The organism is Myxococcus sp. MxC21-1 (genome assembly GCF_032612255.1).
In the GTDB taxonomy this organism is placed as follows: domain Bacteria; phylum Myxococcota; class Myxococcia; order Myxococcales; family Myxococcaceae; genus Myxococcus; species Myxococcus virescens.
In genome coordinates, this window is the sequence record NZ_CP123278.1 from 6,352,704 (window position 1) to 6,371,526 (window position 18,823).

At 68.9% G+C, this 18,823-nt stretch carries 22 protein-coding genes and 2 pseudogenes; 7 read left to right on the forward strand and 17 right to left on the reverse strand.

Annotation, left to right across the window (positions count from 1 at the left end):
* Positions 1 to 6 precede the first annotated feature (6 nt).
* The 14 genes and pseudogenes from QEG98_RS28045 to QEG98_RS28105 form a co-directional block, all read right to left on the reverse strand.
* Positions 7 to 1,176, reverse strand: a complete 1,170-nt coding sequence (locus QEG98_RS28045) for a hypothetical protein (protein ID WP_316563485.1) — start codon at positions 1,174 to 1,176, stop codon at positions 7 to 9.
* A gap of 55 nt (positions 1,177 to 1,231) precedes the next feature.
* Positions 1,232 to 1,945 carry a DNA cytosine methyltransferase gene (locus QEG98_RS28050; RefSeq protein WP_316563486.1) on the reverse strand — a complete coding sequence of 238 codons (714 nt, stop codon included), beginning with the start codon at positions 1,943 to 1,945 and terminating at the stop codon, positions 1,232 to 1,234.
* A complete protein-coding gene (locus QEG98_RS28055) occupies positions 1,942 to 2,115 on the reverse strand; it encodes a hypothetical protein (protein WP_316563487.1) in 174 nt (57 codons plus the stop codon). Before QEG98_RS28055 ends, QEG98_RS28050 begins: the two co-directional genes overlap by 4 nt.
* A pseudogene (locus tag QEG98_RS42255) lies at positions 2,112 to 2,506 on the reverse strand (DUF1643 domain-containing protein). The gene QEG98_RS28055 and the pseudogene QEG98_RS42255 overlap by 4 nt, the downstream one beginning before the upstream one ends.
* Entirely contained in the window at positions 2,469 to 3,050 is a 582-nt protein-coding gene (locus tag QEG98_RS28060) for a hypothetical protein (RefSeq protein WP_316563488.1), read from the reverse strand. The pseudogene QEG98_RS42255 and the gene QEG98_RS28060 overlap by 38 nt, the downstream one beginning before the upstream one ends.
* A complete protein-coding gene (locus tag QEG98_RS28065; RefSeq protein ID WP_140875174.1) occupies positions 3,047 to 3,313 on the reverse strand; it encodes a hypothetical protein in 267 nt (88 codons plus the stop codon). The genes QEG98_RS28060 and QEG98_RS28065 overlap by 4 nt, the downstream gene beginning before the upstream one ends.
* On the reverse strand, positions 3,310 to 3,543 hold the full coding sequence (locus QEG98_RS28070; protein WP_316563489.1) for a hypothetical protein: 234 nt from the start codon (positions 3,541 to 3,543) through the stop codon (positions 3,310 to 3,312). Before QEG98_RS28070 ends, QEG98_RS28065 begins: the two co-directional genes overlap by 4 nt.
* Before the next feature lie 110 nt (positions 3,544 to 3,653).
* A complete protein-coding gene (locus QEG98_RS28075) occupies positions 3,654 to 3,899 on the reverse strand; it encodes a hypothetical protein (RefSeq protein ID WP_316563490.1) in 246 nt (81 codons plus the stop codon).
* Positions 3,896 to 4,168, reverse strand: coding sequence for a hypothetical protein (locus QEG98_RS28080; RefSeq protein WP_316563491.1), 273 nt, complete (start codon positions 4,166 to 4,168; stop codon positions 3,896 to 3,898). The genes QEG98_RS28075 and QEG98_RS28080 overlap by 4 nt, the downstream gene beginning before the upstream one ends.
* Positions 4,165 to 4,671: a PP2C family serine/threonine-protein phosphatase gene (locus tag QEG98_RS28085; protein WP_316563492.1), complete on the reverse strand. Its 507-nt coding sequence runs from the start codon at positions 4,669 to 4,671 to the stop codon at positions 4,165 to 4,167. The genes QEG98_RS28080 and QEG98_RS28085 overlap by 4 nt, the downstream gene beginning before the upstream one ends.
* Positions 4,629 to 4,850 carry a PP2C family serine/threonine-protein phosphatase gene (locus tag QEG98_RS28090; RefSeq protein WP_316563493.1) on the reverse strand — a complete coding sequence of 74 codons (222 nt, stop codon included), beginning with the start codon at positions 4,848 to 4,850 and terminating at the stop codon, positions 4,629 to 4,631. The genes QEG98_RS28085 and QEG98_RS28090 overlap by 43 nt, the downstream gene beginning before the upstream one ends.
* Before the next feature lie 816 nt (positions 4,851 to 5,666).
* On the reverse strand, positions 5,667 to 6,509 hold the full coding sequence (locus tag QEG98_RS28095) for a pesticin C-terminus-like muramidase (protein ID WP_316563494.1): 843 nt from the start codon (positions 6,507 to 6,509) through the stop codon (positions 5,667 to 5,669).
* 99 nt (positions 6,510 to 6,608) lie between these two features.
* On the reverse strand, positions 6,609 to 6,917 hold the full coding sequence (locus tag QEG98_RS28100) for an AzlD domain-containing protein (protein WP_316563495.1): 309 nt from the start codon (positions 6,915 to 6,917) through the stop codon (positions 6,609 to 6,611).
* Positions 6,918 to 7,254: 337 nt separating this feature from the next.
* Positions 7,255 to 7,662: pseudogene (locus QEG98_RS28105) on the reverse strand (AzlC family ABC transporter permease); the annotation flags it as partial.
* Positions 7,663 to 7,913: 251 nt separating this feature from the next.
* Between QEG98_RS28105 and QEG98_RS28110 the strand changes: the two are divergent.
* Positions 7,914 to 9,428, forward strand: a complete 1,515-nt coding sequence (locus tag QEG98_RS28110; RefSeq protein ID WP_316563496.1) for an Hsp70 family protein — start codon at positions 7,914 to 7,916, stop codon at positions 9,426 to 9,428.
* Positions 9,429 to 9,486: 58 nt separating this feature from the next.
* Entirely contained in the window at positions 9,487 to 9,876 is a 390-nt protein-coding gene (locus QEG98_RS28115) for a DoxX family protein (protein WP_316563497.1), read from the forward strand.
* Between the two features lie 10 nt (positions 9,877 to 9,886).
* Here QEG98_RS28115 and QEG98_RS28120 read toward each other — a convergent pair whose 3' ends face one another.
* Positions 9,887 to 10,561: an SOS response-associated peptidase gene (locus QEG98_RS28120; protein WP_090491701.1), complete on the reverse strand. Its 675-nt coding sequence runs from the start codon at positions 10,559 to 10,561 to the stop codon at positions 9,887 to 9,889.
* 96 nt (positions 10,562 to 10,657) lie between these two features.
* Between QEG98_RS28120 and QEG98_RS28125 the strand changes: the two genes are divergently transcribed.
* Both QEG98_RS28125 and QEG98_RS28130 read left to right on the forward strand, forming a co-directional pair.
* Positions 10,658 to 10,840, forward strand: coding sequence for a hypothetical protein (locus tag QEG98_RS28125; RefSeq protein ID WP_090491820.1), 183 nt, complete (start codon positions 10,658 to 10,660; stop codon positions 10,838 to 10,840).
* A 52-nt stretch (positions 10,841 to 10,892) separates the two neighbouring features.
* The gene (locus QEG98_RS28130) at positions 10,893 to 11,633 is read left to right on the forward strand and encodes a hypothetical protein (RefSeq protein WP_316563498.1); all 741 of its coding nucleotides are present in this window, start codon (positions 10,893 to 10,895) and stop codon (positions 11,631 to 11,633) included.
* A 15-nt stretch (positions 11,634 to 11,648) separates the two neighbouring features.
* On the opposite strand, the gene dgt is transcribed toward QEG98_RS28130, so the two are convergent.
* Positions 11,649 to 13,067: a dGTP triphosphohydrolase gene (gene dgt, locus QEG98_RS28135; RefSeq protein WP_316567974.1), complete on the reverse strand. Its 1,419-nt coding sequence runs from the start codon at positions 13,065 to 13,067 to the stop codon at positions 11,649 to 11,651.
* Positions 13,068 to 13,313: 246 nt separating this feature from the next.
* Here dgt and QEG98_RS28140 point away from each other — a divergent pair, with 246 nt between their 5' ends.
* On the forward strand, positions 13,314 to 13,829 hold the full coding sequence (locus tag QEG98_RS28140; RefSeq protein WP_090491704.1) for an OmpA family protein: 516 nt from the start codon (positions 13,314 to 13,316) through the stop codon (positions 13,827 to 13,829).
* Positions 13,830 to 13,831: 2 nt separating this feature from the next.
* Here QEG98_RS28140 and QEG98_RS28145 read toward each other — a convergent pair whose 3' ends face one another.
* On the reverse strand, positions 13,832 to 15,454 hold the full coding sequence (locus tag QEG98_RS28145; RefSeq protein WP_316563499.1) for a GMC family oxidoreductase: 1,623 nt from the start codon (positions 15,452 to 15,454) through the stop codon (positions 13,832 to 13,834).
* A 280-nt stretch (positions 15,455 to 15,734) separates the two neighbouring features.
* On the opposite strand from QEG98_RS28145, the gene QEG98_RS28150 reads away from it, so the two are divergent.
* On the forward strand, positions 15,735 to 16,955 hold the full coding sequence (locus QEG98_RS28150) for a M20/M25/M40 family metallo-hydrolase (protein ID WP_316563500.1): 1,221 nt from the start codon (positions 15,735 to 15,737) through the stop codon (positions 16,953 to 16,955).
* A gap of 106 nt (positions 16,956 to 17,061) precedes the next feature.
* Positions 17,062 to 18,819: an ABC transporter ATP-binding protein gene (locus tag QEG98_RS28155; protein ID WP_316563501.1), complete on the forward strand. Its 1,758-nt coding sequence runs from the start codon at positions 17,062 to 17,064 to the stop codon at positions 18,817 to 18,819.
* The last annotated feature ends 4 nt before the right edge of the window (positions 18,820 to 18,823 follow it).

An 18,823-nucleotide genomic window follows, 5' to 3' on the forward strand; every position in this document is an offset into this window, starting at 1 on the left:
CCTCATTCAGCGAAGGCGCGTCGAACCAGTAGTCCCCGCGCAACGCCCAGCCCTCGCCGAGTTCGGAGCGCAGCAGGGACTCCAGCAGCACCCTGCCCCAGGCCAGCGCACCACCCACGGGGATGGCGTTGCCGATGTGCTCCCGCCACGTGGAGTCGCTGTTGCCCGCCAGCACCAGCGGCGCGCCCCGGTGGACGTGCGGCAGTCCCTGGAGGACGGCCAACTCCAGCGTGGTGAGGGTCGGTGCCAGCAGCCCGACACCGGGGAGAGGATGGCCGGCGCCAACGTCCCCTTCGGCGGCTCCCACCCCTCGGCCAGAAGCTGGAGTGCCAGGCGGATGTCGATGACGACGCGCGGGTGGGGCAGACGCGGGTCCGCCACCGAGCACGAGCCGTTGTCGAGTTGCATGCTCCCGGTGATGGTGCCGGCGGTGGTGTCCCAGCCGATGACGCCGTAGAAGCCGTTGCGGCCGTGGCACCCCAGGCCCAGGCGCTCCACACGCTCGTCGGCCACCGAGGCCTGCGCGTTGCCCCCGCTCACCGTGGCCTTGCCGGTCACCGTCGGGCTCGGCGCCCGCCAGTCCCCGACACCGAACAGGCCCGGCCGGCCGGCGTAGCTGCCAGCTCCGTCCGCCGTCTGCCCCAGGCCGAGCAGCTCAAGCGCGCGCGGGTCGGCCACCGACACCGGCGAGCTGCCCCCCGACACCCAGGACGTGGCGATGACGGTGGCCGAGGGCCGGTTCCAGTGCAGCACCCCGGCAGCGCCCGGTCGGGCGTCCTTGCGCATCGCCAAAGCTTCCACCGCGCGCGCGTCAGCGACGGAAGGAGCACCTGCCGTCATCGACGTTACGCCGGTGACGCAGTGGGCAGGGTCCGCCCAGTCGCCCACGCGGTACTGGTTCGTGAAGCGACCATCCTTCCCGTAGCCCAACGCCTCCAGCGGGCGCGGGTCCTCGACAGCGCACAGGCCCGCGCCGCCCGGCCCGGACACCGTGGGCGACGGCGCCGCCCATGCCTGGACGGGATGCCGGCGGTGGACCTCCCGCCTCTTCTGCGAGGCCTCGACAGGGTTCCCGAGCTGCTCCTCCACCAGCTCACGGAAGGCAGCCGTGTCCATGCCCGTCGGCCACAGGCCGCGTTGCTGGAGCGTCTCCACCACGTGGCCGCGCTTCGGCAAGTCCCGCCAGTCGCCGCCCGGGGGATGACCGCTAGGCGCACGGCGTTGAGCCAGCTCACCCGGGGAGCCGGTGCATCCGGCCCGCGCGCGGGTCATCCGGCCATGGCAGCGGCGCCAGCACCTCGCCCACACCGCGCAGCCCCTGGTACGGCGGCATCGCCACCTGCACCGGGCAACGGCGGGAGTCCCGGGCCGACAGAGTGAAGCGCTCGCGCGACTGCGCCAGCCCACCCTCCTGGCCGAGGTCGTGCGTGGTGACGTTCACCTCGTAGCCCGCCTCACGCAGCAGGCGAATCGTCTTTCCAAGCACCTCCCGGCACCGCGTGCGGAAGCTGGGCACGTTCTCCACGACGATGAGGCGCGGACGGTTGTCCCGGTCCGGGTACGCCGCGAGCACCAGCTTCGCCGCGTGGAACATGAGCTGGTTCATGTCCTGGTACTTCTGCGTCGCGGCCATCTCAGCCGGCAGCAGCTTTGAGGCGCCCTTGCACGGAGGACTCCACTTCGTCATGTCGGGTGCGCGCGGGCCCCAGAACTTGCGCAGCTTCTCAGGCGCCAGCGTGGCGATGTCCGCACAGAGGGACGGCGCCCCCGTCAGGTACGTGTAGTCCTTGCAGCACCCTTCGTCGAAGTCGACGCCGCCCAGGTTGCGCCAGGAGGCGGTGCTGCCCGCCACTTCGACGGTGGCCATGTCGTTGCCCAACGCCCCGGGCCCTGAGCCACAGAAGAGGTAACCGGCGGTGAACTCGTAGTGGTTGGTGCACGTCATGAACGGCCCCCGATGAAGCGTGCGGCGATGGCGGTGAACGCGATGGAACAGCCCGCGGCCTTCGCCGCAGACTGGAGTTGCTGCTCGGCCAGCCGGGGCAGCACGAGCCCGACGGCGGTGGCGCCCACGGCGAGGCAGCCAAGGGCGATGGCGGAGGCGCGCGGGCTCAAGAGAGGGCCTCCATCCACGGCACCGGCGTGAGGTGACCGGGCAGGTAGAGCGGATGCTTCGGGTCCCCTCCCCTGGTGAGTCCCAGCGCGTGGACAGCGTGGCGCTGCCGCAGAGCCGAGAGCACGGCCGGGGCACGGTGGGTGGTGCCGCGGAAGGCGCCCCATGCGGCGACCACCGGTGGGCCTCCGTCGAGGCGCGAGCCAGCGAGGCGTCGTTCTCCGGGCCAACGCGGTCCACTCCGCGCACCAGGAGCTCGCCCGGGTCGGTGGCCCGGAAGGCGAACAGGTTGCAGACGGTGAGCGCGCCGAAGCCCCAGGACTGGGCGAAGCCCACGCAGCGGCGCAGCGTCGGGTCATCCTGGGTGCCATTCGCGGTGCTCGGGTTGAGCATGACGAAGAGCACGCGGCGCACGTCCGAGCCCTCCGCCCAGGTGCGCCAGAGGCGGTAGCGATACAGGCCGCACGCGCTGATGTCGGCGCCAGCATCCAGGTAGCGGCAGCTCATGGACGGGCCCCCGAGCAGCAGCCCACCCTGCGTGCACGCGCTCCAGGACGGACTCCGGCAGCGTCCACAGCCCCTGGGCGCCGCGGCAGGCCACGGGCGTCGGGAGCTGGACGACCTGGGCCAGCGTCCAGCCCACCGGCCCGCCGAACCAGGGCGACTCGCTGTCGCGCACCACCCCCGCGAGGCGAGCCACGGCGATGATGACGCCAGAGGGCTGCTCACGCTCGCTGGGCACCTGGACACCGAAGGTGTCGGCGATGGAGTCCGCCGCGTCCTGGTCCCACTTCTTGCCGGCGTGGATGGCGAGCCAGCCGCCCACCATCGCGCGCGGGGGCTCCCAGGTGCGGTTCTCCACGTCCTTGCCGGCGCAGGCGATGGCCCAGGCCCAGGGGCGGATGAGCGTCAGGCCGCGGATGCGCTCGGTGCTCACGCGTCCTCCCGGGGCTTCCGCGCGGCGCTCACCTCGAAGATGGTGGCCTGCCTGTCCCGGTACTCGCCCTTCTGGCGGATGACCTTGGACAGCTTGCGGGCCTTGGCGGAGAGGTCACCCTCCGTCTTCTTGAAGTCCTTCATGGCCGCGGCCTTTTCCTCGCGGACCTCATCAATCTTCTCGAGGACGCCGGCCAGTTCGTTGGACTTCTCCAGCAGCTGCTCGCGGCTGTACGGCACGAACTCCTGGGTGGACTCGCTCACGGTATGGCTCCTTCCTCGACATCGGTGGTGGCGGTGTCGCGCAAGTACTGCTCCGCGGCCTCGGTGCCAGACGCGGTGAGCAGCAGGGAGCGCGCCGCCTTCGATTCGCGGGTGAGGCGGCGCTTGCGCTCCAGCGCGGATAGGACGTCATTGACGCCGTTGGTGGAGGCGACGCCCAGACGGGCGGCCATCTCACGCACCGTGGGCGGGAAGCCGCGCTCCTTCGTCATGACGAGGATGAGGGCGGCCACCTCCTTCTGCCGAGGAGTCAGCGGCTCGATGGAGGCATTGCTATGCCCGGGCGGGGGACCGCGAGGCGCACGGGGTGGATTGGGACACGTCATTGGAACACCTCCTCCGGGTCGAACTGGGTCTGGACGGCGTAGTCCTCGATGCGGATAGGGCGGCCGCGAGCCTCCGACTCGTCGACCAGGCGCTGCAGGCTGGCGTAGGCGGCGGTCTTGGCCTCGTCGCTGGTGGGTGCTTCTTCGGACACGGGTGCCAACCCGTCAGCGGTGATGGAGACACGCCACCCGGAGGAGGTGCGCTTGCTGCTGTAGATGAGAGAGAGGCGGCGGCAGCTCATGACGCGCGCCTCCGCACGAAGGGCACTCCGTCCGGATGCTTTTCGGCGATGGACGCCAGCTTCGCGGCCGAGCGCTCCACCACGTGCCGCGCCTCGGACACGGAGGAGTCCCAGACGGACACGACAGGGTCGCCGCTCGCGTCGCGAGCAGTCACGCGGTAGCCGCTCCCGCTGCGCACTTCGGTGCGCGAGACGATGGCCGGCGCCGTCGCCTTCCGGGGCCCCTCGTAGACGGGCGGGGCCAAGACGATGAGGTGGAGGACGCTCACCGGGCACCTCCCACCCGCACCACCAGGACCGTGCAGTTGTCGGTGCTGCCCTCGTCCAGGGCGCGGCGCACCAGTTCCTCGGCGGCCCACCGCGCGTCATGCGCGGGCAGCTCGCGGAGGACGGCGCGAATCTGGGCGTGGCCCAGCGTGTCCGCGACGCCGTCGGTGGCCAGCAGCCACACGTCGCCCGGCTCCGCGTCCAGCACACGCACGTCCGGCTCGGAGGAGCAGTCCGGGCTCGTGGCTCCCAGGCACCGATTGAGGACGTGCCGGTACTCGCGGTGGTCCTGGGTGAGCTGCTCAAGGATGCCGTAGCGCAGCCAGTACACCCGGCTGTCGCCAACGTGCGCCACCACCGCGGACGTGCCCGCCAACATCAGCATGGCCAGGGTGGTGCTGCCGCCGGAGGCCAGGACGGACACCTCCGCCTTGGCCACGGTGCTGCGCGCGAGCGCGTCCGTCAGCGGCCCACCGGCCTGGGTGGTGAGGAGCACCGAGTCCACTGCGGCGCGGCTGGCCGGTCCCCGTTGGGGTGCCCGCCCAGCCCGTCCGCCACGGCGAAGACGGACACGTTCGCGCCCACGTCGTGGCCGACCGCGTCCTCCTGGTAGGAGCGCAGGCCGCGCTCCGTGCAGGCCCCGACGTCGTAGGACAGGGGCTGGACCTGAGTGGCGGCGCTCATCGTCCACCGCCCTTGCGCTTCCGGGCGTCCGGCGTGGTGGACGGCTGTCCGGCGGCGGCGTGACGCCGGGCAACCTCGGTCAGGACGTCCGCGTGGGACTCCTGGTAAGCGAAGGGTCCGGTTCGCTCAGCGGCAAACCCCGGGATGCTCGCGCGCCACCCGGTACCCGTCTGCTCGAAGTCGATGGTGAAGCGGGCTGGGAGGCGACGGACGGGCGACGATGGGGGAACGACGGTCGACGGACGAGTAGCGTTGTTGTCGGGACGAGACATAGGAATTCCCTGGCTGTGAATGGCGGCGCGAACGCCATCCGCGACATGCGCGCCCTAGAGAGTGACCACCGAAGCAGCGGGCAGACGGCTAGGAGCCGAGCGCCCGCAGAACGGCAAGCGCATGTGCCAACGCGTGGGGGTAGCACGCGAGGTCCGCACACTCGCGACAGCCAGGGATGGGCGGCACCTTGGCGCGATAGGCATCAGCGAGCTGCGTGTCTGCCACGTGCTCAACTGCGCTCATCGCGCGACCACTCAACGTCACTCCTGCAACTGGAGCGGCTTCGGAAGTGCGCGTACTTCCACCAGAATCAACAGGCGCCAACTCCCGCAACTCGTCGGATTTCTCCAAGAAAATGAAGGCCTTGGGCCTGCGCCGCGGGCAGAGCGAATCCTGACTGCCTGACAGTCATTACCGCCAAGCAATTCCAGACGCGAGAAAGCGAACGTGTGCCGCTCCAGCCGGGCGGCTCCCACACTGCGGGCGCAGGCCCGGAGCCTCGGCGTCTCCGCCGCGCTCCGGGCAGTGTTCGACACAGCGGGCTCAGCTCAGGGTCGCGATGCCCTCGCCCAGCAGATCCGCCTCGCGGCCACGGCGCGACGGGTAGCGGTCACCGAAGTCCTCCAGGTTGGCCTTCGCGTCGTCCCACCGCTGCTCCGTCACCTGCGCGAAGAAGTTGGGCGTGGCAGTCTTCAGCGAGCCGTACTGGAAGCCCACGGAGGCAATCACCGTCTGCATCTCCCGCGGCAGCTCCGCGAACTTCGGCCGGCTGCCACCGTCCGCGGCGTTCAGGCGCTCGACCTCGGTGTTGTACTCGTTGACGACGTTGTCCAGCGCCTCGCCCTTCACGGCCCGGTCCAGCTCCTTGACCTCTTCCGCCGTCAGGTTCAGCGGGTTCTCCGCCAGGAAGTCCGCGGCGTCCTGGCCCTTCTTGCCCAGGTAGGGCTCCAGCTTCGTCTTCAGCGCGTCCGACAGCCCCAGCCGGTCCAAATCGTTCATGTCCCGGGCGCCCAGGTCCACGCCCGTGCCCACCGTGACACCGCTCTTGCTCCCCGTGGCGTCCGGGACATAGCCATCCTGTACCGCCCGGCCCTCCTGCTCGGCGATGAAGTCCCAGTCGACGTCCGGCTCCGTCGCGGCGGCAACTCCGCCCTCCGCAGCCACGGCCTGGGCCTCGACCGCCGGTTGCGACTGCTTCGCCGCGTGGGCGGGCCGCGAGTCCCAGCCGTCCTTCACCGAATAGCCCTTGGCCTTGTTCTGCTCGGGCTGCCGCGCGTCCTCGCGCCGGTTCGTCTCATTCCGGAGGCCGCGGGCGGAGTCCCCTCCCGACACCCGCGATTCCCGCTGGGAGCTTCTTGAAGACGAAGAGCGATCGATTCCAGTCATGGCAGGTCCTCACTGAGTCCAGGAAAATTCGACTAACAGTGCGGAGCCTGCCACCCACATCATCCTTCATCAAGCCGCAGTGCGCGATTTAGCCAAAATTCAACTCACTCCTGACATTCGCAACAAAGCTGCAACACCTGCCGCCCCCACCACCACGACGACGAAGGGCAGCTTCCGCCACGCCAGCACGGCGCCAGCGAGCACCCCCGCCGGACGTGCCCAGCCCGAGAAGCCGCCGTTCGACGTCAGCGTGGCCGTGGCCACCAGCGCGGTGAGCAGCGCAATCGCGGAGAGGGACAGCAGGCCCTGGACCCGTGCGGACACCTGCATGCGCTGGCTCAGCAGCGGGCCCGCGAGCCGGAAGGCATAGGTGCCCGCCGCCAGAACCAGGATGGGGAGCAGCGTCATCGCAGCACCAGCCCGAGCGCCAGCAGCGAGAGCAGCACGGGAACCCCCGTGGGAAGAATCGGCGTGGTGGCGAGCGCGATGAGCGCCGCGCCCCCGCCACCCAGCGCGCCCGGGCAGCCGCCGTGCGGGCTTCGTGGGCGCGTGCTGTCTCGACCTCACCCTCCGTGATACCGGGCTCGGCGTTCGGAGGCTTGGCGGGGGCGGTCAGCGACGGCAGCAGCAGCGCCAGCAACCCGGCGGGAAACGCGGCATCGAGCACCATCGCCTCCGGGCTGCCCAGCGCCGTTCCCGCCAGGGCGCCGACGAGGACGCCCACGTTCCAGGCCATGAACAGCGCCCCACCGCACAGCCAGTACGCCGCCTTCCGGCGCTCCGGCGTGGGCTGCGCGAGCGCGAACGCCACGGACTCGTCCACCATCAAGTGCGTGCCGATCAGCCGCACGAGCCAGTGCTTTCCCAGCACGTCCGAAATCACCAGGCCGAACGGCAGGTGCCTCGCGTTGAGCAGCAGCCCCGCGATGACAGCGGCCACGGGACTGCCACCGCCCGCCACCACCCCCACGGCCATGAACTGCGAACCGCCCGCGAAGACGAGCACGGACATGGCCAACGCGACCCACACCGACAATCCCGACGCCACCGCGATGGCACCGAACGAAGCCCCGATGACGCCAGAGGCGGCGGCAATCGCCGCGACATCCCGAACCAGACTTCGATCCACATGCCCCATGGCCATGGCGCGCATCCATGAAACGAAGGCACGGGCCGGTCAACGACGAACACCGGCACGGACCTCGAGGCCCCAGCCTTCGAGCCGGCAAGCCCCCGCGTACGCGCTGCGCCCACCCAACGGCACATTTCTACTGCCCGTCGCCTCCCACCGCCGCCGCGGAGTGAAGCGAAGCGCAACCGGGATTCAAGTGACCCACCCACGCTGTACTCGACGGCATTTTCAGGGGCTGAACGTGCCCACGGGACGTGGGAGAGTCAGCGGTGATGAGTACGGGCTCCATCCTTGGCATCGACTTCGGGACCACCAACACGGCCGCGGCCTTCTTCGACAAGGCCGGCAAGCTTCGCGTCGTTCCGGTGACAGACAAGAGCGTCACGCTGCCTTCCGTCGTCTGGTTCCACGCGGCGGACAAGGCCCTCGTTGGCCACGCCGCGCGCCGGCAAATCATTGATGACCCGCGCCACACCGTCTTCGGCGCCAAGCGCTTCCTGGGCCGCCGCTTCCAGTCCGAGTACGTCACCCAGCACAAGGACAAGTACGCCTTCGAGCTCGTCGAGGCCGAGGACGGCTACACGGCCGTGACGATGTACGGGAAGCAGACGTCGCTGACGGACGTGGCGCACCTCATCATCAAGCAGATTCTCACGTTGGCGAACCACGCCGCCGGCACGCCCTTCCGCGAGTGCGTGCTCACCGTGCCCGCGCACGCCAGCAGCCGCCAGCGCGCGGCGGTGCGCCATGCCGCGGAGCAGGCCGGCCTCCAGGTGCGCGCCATCGTCAACGAGCCCACCGCCGCCGCGCTCTACTACGCCAACCTGCGCAACCCCGAGCAGACGGTGATGGTGTTCGACCTGGGCGGCGGCACCTTCGACGCCACCCTGCTCGCGGTGCAGAACAAGGTGGTGAAGGTGCTGGCCACCGGCGGTGATGCCTTCCTGGGCGGCGCCAACTTCGACGAGCGCATCGTGGAGATGCTGGTGGACGACTTCCACCAGAAGCACGGCATCGACCTGCGCGGGAACAAGGTGGTGATGCAGCGGCTCGTCTTCGCCGCTGAGTCCGCGAAGATGGCGCTGAGCCAGCGCGACGCCACGGTGCTCCGCGTGCCGTGCATCGCCCAGAAGGACGGCGGCTTCATCGACTTCGACTTCACGCTCACCCGCAAGCGCCTGGAGGAGATGGCCTTCCAGCTCATCGAGCGCACCGCCTCCGCCTGCGACGACGTGCTGGAGCGCGCGAAGCTGAAGGCAGACCAGATTGACGAGCTGGTCCTCGTCGGCGGCCAGACGCGCATGCCCGCCATCCGCCAGCGCTTCTCCCACTTCAAGCGCATGTCCTCCGACAAGGAGGTCAACCCGGAGCTCGGCGTCGCAGTGGGCGCGGCCATCCTCGGCCGGAACCTGGCGCGCGGCATCACCGGCCTGGCGGACGTGGTGCCCATGCCCATCAGCATCATGGTCCCCGGCGGCGCGCAGCACGAGGTCATCCCCGCCAACACCCCCGTGCCCGCCACGAAGTCCGTGACGCTGGAGCTGCCGATGATTCCCGGGCCGCTCTCCATCGCCCTCTTCGAGGCGCTGGACACCACCACCGTGGACCGCGAGCTGCTAGGCACCGTCCGCGTCGAGTTGGACTGGCGCACCACCTACAAGGGCCCCACCACGCTGGAGCTCCGCATGGGTCAGGACTTCGTCCTCAGCGCCGCGCTCGTCTCCCCGCAGGGCGCCCGGCATCCGCTGGCCATCAGCGACATGCGCGCGCCCAAGCGTTCCGCGTAACGCTGCGTGACGTACGTCGCCGTGCGAGGATGCGCGGGCAACCTGGGAGGTACACAGCATGGTGGGTAAGTCCGCGGTGGGTTTGACGTTGATCCGCGTGGTGTTCGGTCTCTCGTTGGCGCTGGGGCACGGCCTGCCCAAGCTCACCGGCGACATGAGCAAGTTCGCGGCGGGCGTGGCGCAGCTCGGATTCCCGTTTCCGACGTTCTTCGCCTGGTGCGCCACGTTGGCGGAGTTCCTGGGCGGGCTGCTCGTGGCCGTGGGCCTCTTCACGCGTCCGGCGGCGGCGATGGCGGGCTTCACCATGGCAGTGGCCCTCTACCGGCACCGCACGGACCCCTTCGGCCGCATGGAAATGGCGCTGCTCTACCTCGCCGTCATGGCCGGAATCGCGCTCATCGGTGCGGGGCCGTGGAGCCTCGACGCGAAGGTCCGCCGTCGCGCCTGAGCCACGCGAATCAGGCGGCCACGCGTTCCACACACTCCGGGGTGTCGTTGGCGGGGGAGTTCACCACGCGCGACACCTCGTAGGCGTCCAGCGACTCCTCGGCGCAGGGCACCAGCAGCGGGAGCAGCACCGAGGACTCCTGCGGCTCCGGACGCAGCCACACCTCCTGGGCCTCCGGCTCGAGGATGACGGGCATCCGGTCATGGATGGGCGCCATCAGCGCGTTGGGCCCGATGGTGATGATGGTGCAGGTGTTGAGCACCTCGCCCGTGTCGGGCGCGGTCCACTCTTCCCACAGCCCCGCGAGCGTCAGGAGCTGCCCGTCCTTGCGGTGGAAGTAATACGGCGTCTTCGGCTTCGTGGACTGCTTCCACTCGTACCAGCCATCCACCACGACGAGGCAACGGCGCCGCTTGAGCGCGGAACGGAAGCTGGGCTTCTCCGCCACCGTTTCGCCCCGTGCGTTGATGAGCTTGTTGCCAATGGCAGGGTCCTTCGCCCACGACGGGACGAGCCCCCAGCGGAAGGCATCCAGCATCCGTGCGCCATCGTTGGTCACCACGGGCATCAACTGCGTGGGACAGAGATTGAAGCGCGGGCGCTCCACGGCGGTACGGATGCCTGCGAGGCCCAGACCGGTGACAATCTGCTCAGGAGAGGTTCGAACGGTGACACGGCCACACATGGGCAGGAAGTATCGCCCTGGCTGGCCGAATGCCCAAGAAGACGCCTGGCCAGTGCAGCCGAACAGGCGGGTGGACGCTGCGGTAGCATGGGCGGCATGAGCGACGGCCCCAAGAAGAACCCGAAGGTGTTTGGCGTTCCGGTGAAGATCGACCCGTACACGTCGGTCCGGCCTGAGCACCCCACCGGCGAGTTCGGCATGCCGAGCGCGAAGAAGAAGGATGACAAGCCCTTCGACCCCTTCGCCGTCGTCATCGAGTCACCAAAAGGCGGCGGCTGAGCAACGGAATCCGGGGCCTGCCGCCTGTCTGCTGGACTACAACGGATGGGCCATGAACCGGACTTCTCTGTTTTCTCTCTGTGTCGCCGCCTCGCTCGTCGCCTGCACCGAGCGAACCTCGAGCCCCACCGCCGGAGTCGACTCGGGTGTCGCCGCCGCGCCTGTCGCCCCTGCCGCACCGGGCAAGGGACAGACGCCCTCCCCTGCTCCGAGCACGGAGTCCCAGGGCGCGGGCAGCCCGGATGCCGCGGTGCCGGGCTCGGCAACGTCCAAAGCGGCCAACGCCGATTCGGGCGTCGGCGAGTACACGGGAGCGCCGTCCGCGGAGAAGGGCACCTGCTCAGCGGCGAGCTTGTCTCCGCGCGCAGCACCGGCTTCTCCGGCGCTGCCAGCGCCCGTGGAGTCGATGCGTCAGCGCATCATCGCCGCGGCGGTGGCCTGTGATTACACGGCGCTCAACACCCTGGCGGACGAGAACGGCAAGGCCGTGCGGTTCACCTTCGGCGACGGCACCGACGCGGGAGAGTACTGGCGTGCAGCGGAGAAGCTGGGAAACCCGGAGCTGGCGCGCATCGTCAAGGTCCTGAACCTGCCCTACGCAAAGCAGGACAATCTCTACTTCTGGCCGGCCGTCCACGTCACGGGCGCGACATCCGACAAGGATTGGGGCGCGCTCAAGGGCGTCTACCCGGACGAGGAAATCGCGGGGATGAAGGACCAGGGCAGCTACCTCGGCCTGCGCGTGGGCATCACCCCCGAAGGCGACTGGCAGATTGCCGTCGCCGGGGACTGAGGCACGCCACGCGTATCACGTCGGCAGCTTGATGCCTGACAGCCGCTGGAACAGCTCCACGGCGAAGCCATCCGTCATGCCGGAGATGTAGTCCGTCACGCACAGCAGCCGCTGGTACTTCGACAGACGAGCCACCGCCTCGGTGATGGCTTCGTCTCGGGACGCGGGCTCTTCCGCCATGTCCCGGACGTGCTCCGGACGCTGGAAGAGGTCCAGTGGCAGCAATTGCCGCAGCTTCTTCTCCTCGCGGTTCGGCGTGTCGGTGACGACCGCCATCGCGAACATGTCCAGCAATCCGCCCAGCGTCTTGAAACCCGCGCTCTCAATCTGGAGCACGCGCTCGCTCTCGTAGCCGTAGCGCCGCGTGAGGTTGCGGATGGCCTTCAACGGCTTCGCCACGTCATCCCGCGCGGAGGCCAACGGCGTCTCCCACTTCCCGTCTTCCATCGCCTCCACGTTCTCCAGGAACACCTTCACGGAGGCCTGGATGAGCTCGCCAATGGCCCGCGCTCGCGCCTGCGCCAGCCGCGTCTCCGGATGCGACGGCGGCGGGCGCACCGGCCCTTTCACCGGACGAGGCAGCACCGCGTCCAGCAACTCACACGCATCCTTGATGGGAATCAGCCCCAGCTTCGCCGAGTCCTCCAGGTCGATGACCGCGTAGCAGATGTCATCCGCCGCCTCGACGAGGAACGCCAGCGGGTGCCGGGAGAACACGCCAGCCTCCCGCTCCACCAGGCCCACCGCGCGGTACGCCTCCAGCGCAAGGGCCTCGTCGTCCTGGAAGTAACCAAACTTCTTCTCGGACACGCGCCCCTTGTCCCGCTCACGCCCGCCCGGCAGCACCGACGCGCGCGGGTACTTGCTCATCGCCCCCAACGTCGCCGCGGTGTAGCGCAGGCCGCCCCGCCGCTCGCGCGACTGAAGCCGGTTGAGGATTCGGAAGCCCTGCGCGTTGCCCTCGAAGGCCTCCAGGTCCTGCCACTGCGCCACCGTCTCGAAGGGGCTCTTCCGCCCGTCCACCTCGGCACCGGGCCGCGCCAGCCGCTGTGACACCCAATGCTGGATGGCCGCCTCGCCGGAGTGGCCGAAGGGCGGATTGCCAATGTCATGCGCCAGGCACGCCGCCGCGACGATGGTGCCCAGGTGCGAGGGATTCACCATGACGTCGCGCGCTCGCAGCCCCCGCCCCGCCAGATTCCCCAGCGAGCGCCCGACACACGAAGCCTCGATGCTGTGCGTCAGCCGCGTGCGCGTGTAGTCGCTCGTGGACAGCGGAAACACCTGCGTCTTGTCGTGCAGGCAACGGAACTCCGCGGAGAAGACGATGCGGTCATAGTCCCGGTCGTAGTCGGTCCGCTCGTCCTGGAGCAGCGCGTCCATGTCACTCAGGACGGGCGCCGGCTCCTCCAGCGGCTTCTTCTCCGAGCCCACCCGGTAACCTGAAAGAAGCCGCCGCCAACGCTCCGTTCGACTGCTGCTGCTCACGCCTGCCTCGCTGTGCGAAGGGACCCGGGGTGACATGCTGCCCCCCTCACGCACCGAGGCAAGTTTTACCAGCCGGGCGGACGGGCCCCCGCCCCCCCTCCCATGAGACATCGCGCCGCTGGACGAAGGCGCGGCCCCCGGGCACCCTTCCGCCCGGCGAACACCGCCCATCCAACGGAGGCGTCCTCACGTATGAAGCTCAAGGCCCTGTGCATCACCGTGTCGCTACTCACCCTTCCCGGCGTGGCCTTCGCGCAGGGCGGGTTCGGCGCCCTCACCAAGGCCGCGGGCGATGCCGGCAAGTCCGCCGTGGAGAAGCGCGTCAACACCAAGCTGATGGACGAGGGCCGGCAGAACCAGTGCAGCTTCAAGACAGGCACTGCCCAGCTCGATGCCGGCTGCGACGCCAAGCTCAAGAAGCTGACCAACGCGCTCGTCGACGCCAAGAAGCAGCTCGTCGCCGCCGGCGTGAAGTCCTACAAGTTCGAGGTCTCCGGCCACACCGACTCCACCGGTGACGCGGCCAAGAACAAGAAGCTCAGCGAGCAGCGCGCGGAGACCATCGTCAAGGAGCTCATCGCGCGCGGCATCCCCCGGGGCGAAATCATCGCCGTGGGCTACGGCTCCGAGAAGCCGCTGGTGAAGCCCGACGACACCGCCGCCAAGAAGGCGAAGAACCGCCGCTACGAGCTCCAGGTCCGCCTGTAGCCTCAGCTCGCGCGGGCGCCCGAAGACACGGGCCCCGCAGGCGAGACCACCTCGTCCCGCGGCGCCGTCCGGGCCGCGGGAATGAAGGTCATCGCGCGCTCGGCCAGCGCCGTAATCGTGAGCGACGGATTGACGCCCGGGTTGGCGGAGATGGCGGAGCCGTCCACCACATACAACCCCTCATGGCCGAACATGCGGTGCCGTGAGTCGATGACGCCCGTCTCCGCCGAGTCCCCCATGCAGCAGCCGCCCAGGATGTGCGCCGTCGTCGGAATGCCCAGCAGGGTCTCGCTGACGATGGTCATCGGATAGCCATCCAGCTTGTCCGCCACGCGCCGGGCCAGGTCGAACGCCTCCGGCATGTTGGCGCTCGGCGCCGGGCCCTCCTGGAGCGCCGTGCTCAGCCCCAGCCTCCGCGAGCGCGTCATGCGCAGGTGCCCTTCCAAGGTGCGCATGTAGAGCAGAATCATTGTCCGCCGCGCGAAGTCCGGGACGAACCACGCCTTGAGGAAACGCAGCGGATGCCGGACCAGCAGGCCCACCAGCCGCACGAAGCGCTGGAGCATCGTGGCCCCGGACACCTGCGGCGCCATCAGCAACCGGAAGAAGCCCGAGCCCGCCGAGTAGCGCACCGGCTCCAGGTGGGACTGGGCATCGGTGTGCAGGATGGAACCGATGGCGATGCCGCGTGACAAATCCTGCCCCTTGCGGCCGCTCACCACCCCCACGAGCGCCTCGGAGTTGGTGCGCACGCCGTCTCCCAGCCGGTCCGACAGACGCGGCAGTCCGTCCGGGCTCGCCTTCAACTTGAGCAGCAGGTCCAGGGTGCCCAGCACGCCCCCCGCGAAGACGACGTGCTTCGCGGTGAACCGCACCTTCTTCCGGAAGAAGCGCCGCGCCCCTTGGAGCGCTTCGACCTCGTAGCCCCCGTCTGGCAGCGGTCGCACCCAGGTGACTTCGGTGTCCGCGTGCAGCGTGAGGCCGCGCCGCTCCGCCAGGTGGAGGTAGTTCTTGTCGAGCGTGTTCTTGGCGTCGAAGCGACACCCCAGCATGCACCCACCACACGCAGTGCAACCCGTCCGGTCCGGTCCCTCACCGTTGAAGTACGGGTCCTTCACGGTGACACCCGGCTCGCCGAAGTACACGGCCACGGTGGTGGGCTGGAAGTCGGTGCGGCCCAGGTCCGTGCCCACGTCCTGGAGCACCCGGTCTGGCACGGTGCGCAGAGGATTCGGCGTGGCGCCCAGCATCCGCCGCGCGGTGGTGTAGTGCGGCGCCAGCTCCTCCTTCCACGCGGCGAGGTGGCCCCACGAGGAGGCCTGGAAGAAGTCGTCCCGGGGGATGGGGAGCGTGTTGGCGTACACGAGCGAGCCGCCGCCCACGCCCACGCCCGACAGAACGGTGACGTGGCGGAAGAACGACATCTCGAACAGGCCCCGCCACCCCAGCGTGGGCATCCAGAGCCAGCGCTTCAGCTCCCAGTTCGTCTTCGGGAAGTCCGGGGCGCGCAAGCGCCGCCCCTTCTCCAGCACCAGGACGCGGTAGCCCTTCTCGGTCAGCCGGAGCGCGCTGACGCTGCCGCCGAACCCCGAGCCGATGATGAGCCAGTCGCAGTCCAAGGCCATCCTGCCTCCCGACGGGCACCACGCCACACAGGTCACGCACCAGCGCATGCCGGCGCCGCCACTCTACGACAAAGAGATGCAGCAGCCCGGCGCGGAGATTCAGGCGGTGCGGGGAACGAAGCGCCTGCCCGCTCAGCGCGATTTCACTCTGGGCATGTCTTTTTCTTCACAATCCGACCAGGACTCAGAAAGCCTTTATTTCTCGAAAAGCAGAGGCTCCTCTCCGCAGCACGTCCCCCGTGCTGCGACGCAACGCCGTCTCCCTGGAGGAGCAATGCGGATGAAGACCTGGATGCCGGTCTCGCTGTTGCTGCTGAATGCCCCGCTGGCCCTTGCCGAGCCGATCAAGGCCAAGCCAGCTGACAAGACTGTCTGGATTGCGATTGGCACGGATGCCATCACGCCCATGCAGGAGACCTTCGCGGCCGAAGGCTGGAACGTGCCCACCGCCCTCAAGCAGCAGGAGCACGCGGGCGTGTTCCAGCTGAAGGAGTCCCAGCTGTCGCGGCTGGCGCTGATGATGCACGAGAAGTTCGACCGGTGCGCGGGCTTCATCACCTACGAGACGAAGGAGGAAGCACTGGCGTCCCTGGCGCCCGTAGCCCCCAATGCGACCCAGAAGGCCGTCAGCTACACCCTCACCAACGCCGCGACCGTGAACACCCTGGTGGGTGAGCTCTCTGCCGCGAACATCCGCACCACCATCGCCGACCTGTCCGCATTCCCCACGCGCAGCCAGAGCTCGCAAGGGGGCGTGGACGCCGCGGCCATGCTCCTGGCGAAGTGGCAGGGCTACGTCACCGGCGCGGGGCGCACGGACGTCACCGTGGCGTACTACCCGCACACGGGCTGGCGGCAGCCCTCGGTCATCCTCACCATCCCCGGCACCGAGCTGTCTGGCGAGGTCGTCGTGGTAGGCGGCCACCTGGACTCCATCAGCTCCACCAGCGCCGCGCCCGGCGCCGATGACGATGCGTCCGGCATCGCGACGTTCACCGAAGTCATCCGCGCCGCCATGGCTCGCAACTACCGCCCCCAGCGGACGGTGAAGTTCATGGCCTACGCCGCGGAGGAGACGGGCCTGCGCGGCTCGCGGGAGATCGCCCTCTTCCACAAGAGCAACAACATCAACGTCGTGGGGGTGATGCAGCTCGACATGACGAACTACAAGCACCCCAACGCCACAAGGGATGTGGGCATCGTCATCGACAACACGAACGCCGCTCAGAACCAATTCATCCGCAACCTGATAACGACGTATGTCGGCGTGCAGTTCACCGACACGACCTGCGGCTACGGGTGCTCGGACCACGCCTCCTGGCACAACCAGGGCTACGCGGCCTCCATCCCCTTCGAGGGGACCGTCGTCCAGAAGAATCCCAACATCCACACCCCCAGGGACACCCTGGCGAACTCCGACAGCAGCGCCGCGCACGCGCTCAAGTTCTCCAAGATTGCCGCCGCCTATGTCGCCGAGTTGGCCAAGGGCACCGCGCAGTAGGCCCTGAAGCCCAGGGGCCCCGGCGCGAGACATGCGCCGGGCCCCCCTGCATCACAAGTTTTGTCGGGATTACAACTTTGGCGGCATCTGGACTAGCCTGCGTGAAATGGGCTTGATTCAGAATCCGCCGCTGAGCCACGCATCCCTTCGTCGCGTCCTGGCACTGGCTCGTCCCGAGTGGAGACTGCTCTTGCTCGGCACGTGCTTCCTCTTCATCGGGAGCGCGGGAGGCCTGCTCTTCCCACAGGCCATCCGGGTCATCCTCGACGAAGCCTTGACCACCGCCACGCTCGACATGGTGAACGACACCACCCTGTGGATGCTGGGTGTGTGTTTCATCCAGTCGGTGGCCATCGGGTTGCGCTTCGCCTTCTTCAACATCGCGGGTGAGCGCATTGTCAGCGACCTGCGAGAGCGGCTGTATCGCAGCTTGCTGGAGCAGGAGATCGCGTTCTTCGACCAGCACCGCACTGGCGGCCTCACCAGCCGGCTGTCCACGGACACCGCCCTCATCCAGGGCGCCGTCAGTACGCACATCGCCATCATGCTCCGCAACGCGACCACGTTGATTGGAGGGCTGGCGCTGCTGCTCTACACCTCGCCCCGGTTGACGCTCGTCATGCTGGCGGTCGTCCCCCCCGTGACGCTGGGGGCGCTGTTCTACGGCCGCAAGGCCCGGCAGCTCGCGCGAGACGCCCAGGCCGCGGTGGCCGAAGCCAATGAAGTCGCCGCCGAGTCCCTCTATGGCATTCAGACCGTCCAGGCCTTCGTCGCCGAAGACGCGGAGCGCCGGAGCTATGGCCGTGCCATCGGCAAGGCCCTGGCGCTGGCGCGCACGCGAATCGTCTCCTCGGGCTTCTTCATGGGAGGAACGGGCTTCACCGGCCTGGCTTCGACCCTGCTCGTCTTCTGGTACGGCACGCACATGGTCGTTTCGGGCGACATCACGGTGGGTGGACTGACCTCCTTCCTGATGTACACGCTGATGGTCGTCATGGCCGTCGGCGCCCTGAGCGAGCTGTGGGCGGAGTTCATGAAGGCCGGAGGCGCCACCGAGCGCGTCTTCGAGCTCATCGACCGTACGCCCGCCATCCCCGTCAACGGCGGCGAGCGGCCCGCGAACATGGAAGGCCACCTGCGCTTCCGCGACGTCAGCTTCAGCTACCCCACGCGCCGCGACGTGCCCGTCCTCCAAGGCCTGGACCTGGACGTCGCCCCCGGTGAAGTCGTGGCGCTGGTGGGACACTCGGGCGCGGGCAAGTCGACTGTCGCCTCGATGTTGATGCGCTTCTACGATCCGGACCGGGGGGCCATCCTCGTCGATGGGACGAACCTGCGAACGCTCGACGTCCGCTGGCTCCGTCAGAACATCGGCATCGTGTCGCAGGAGCCCACGCTCTTCTCGGGCAGCATCGCCGACAACATCCGCTACGGACGCACCGACGCCACCGATGCGGAAGTGGAAGCCGCGGCCCGCGTCGCCAATGCCCACGACTTCGTGAGCCGGTTTCCAGAAGGCTACCGCACGCGCGTCGGCGAGCGGGGCATCCAGCTCTCGGGAGGGCAGAAGCAGCGCGTCGCCATTGCCCGCGCGGTCCTCAAGGATCCGCGGCTGCTCATCCTGGACGAAGCCACCAGCGCGCTGGACTCCGAAAGCGAGCACCTGGTCAAGGAGGCGCTGGACCGGCTCATGGTGGGACGCACCACCCTCATCATCGCCCACCGTCTGTCCACCGTGGCGGGCGTCGACCGCATCTTCGTGCTGGACCAGGGCCGCGTCGTCCAGCACGGAAACCACGAAGCGCTCATCACCCAGGACGGTCTCTACAAGCGCCTCGTGGAACGGCAGTTCATCGCCGCCTGAGCCT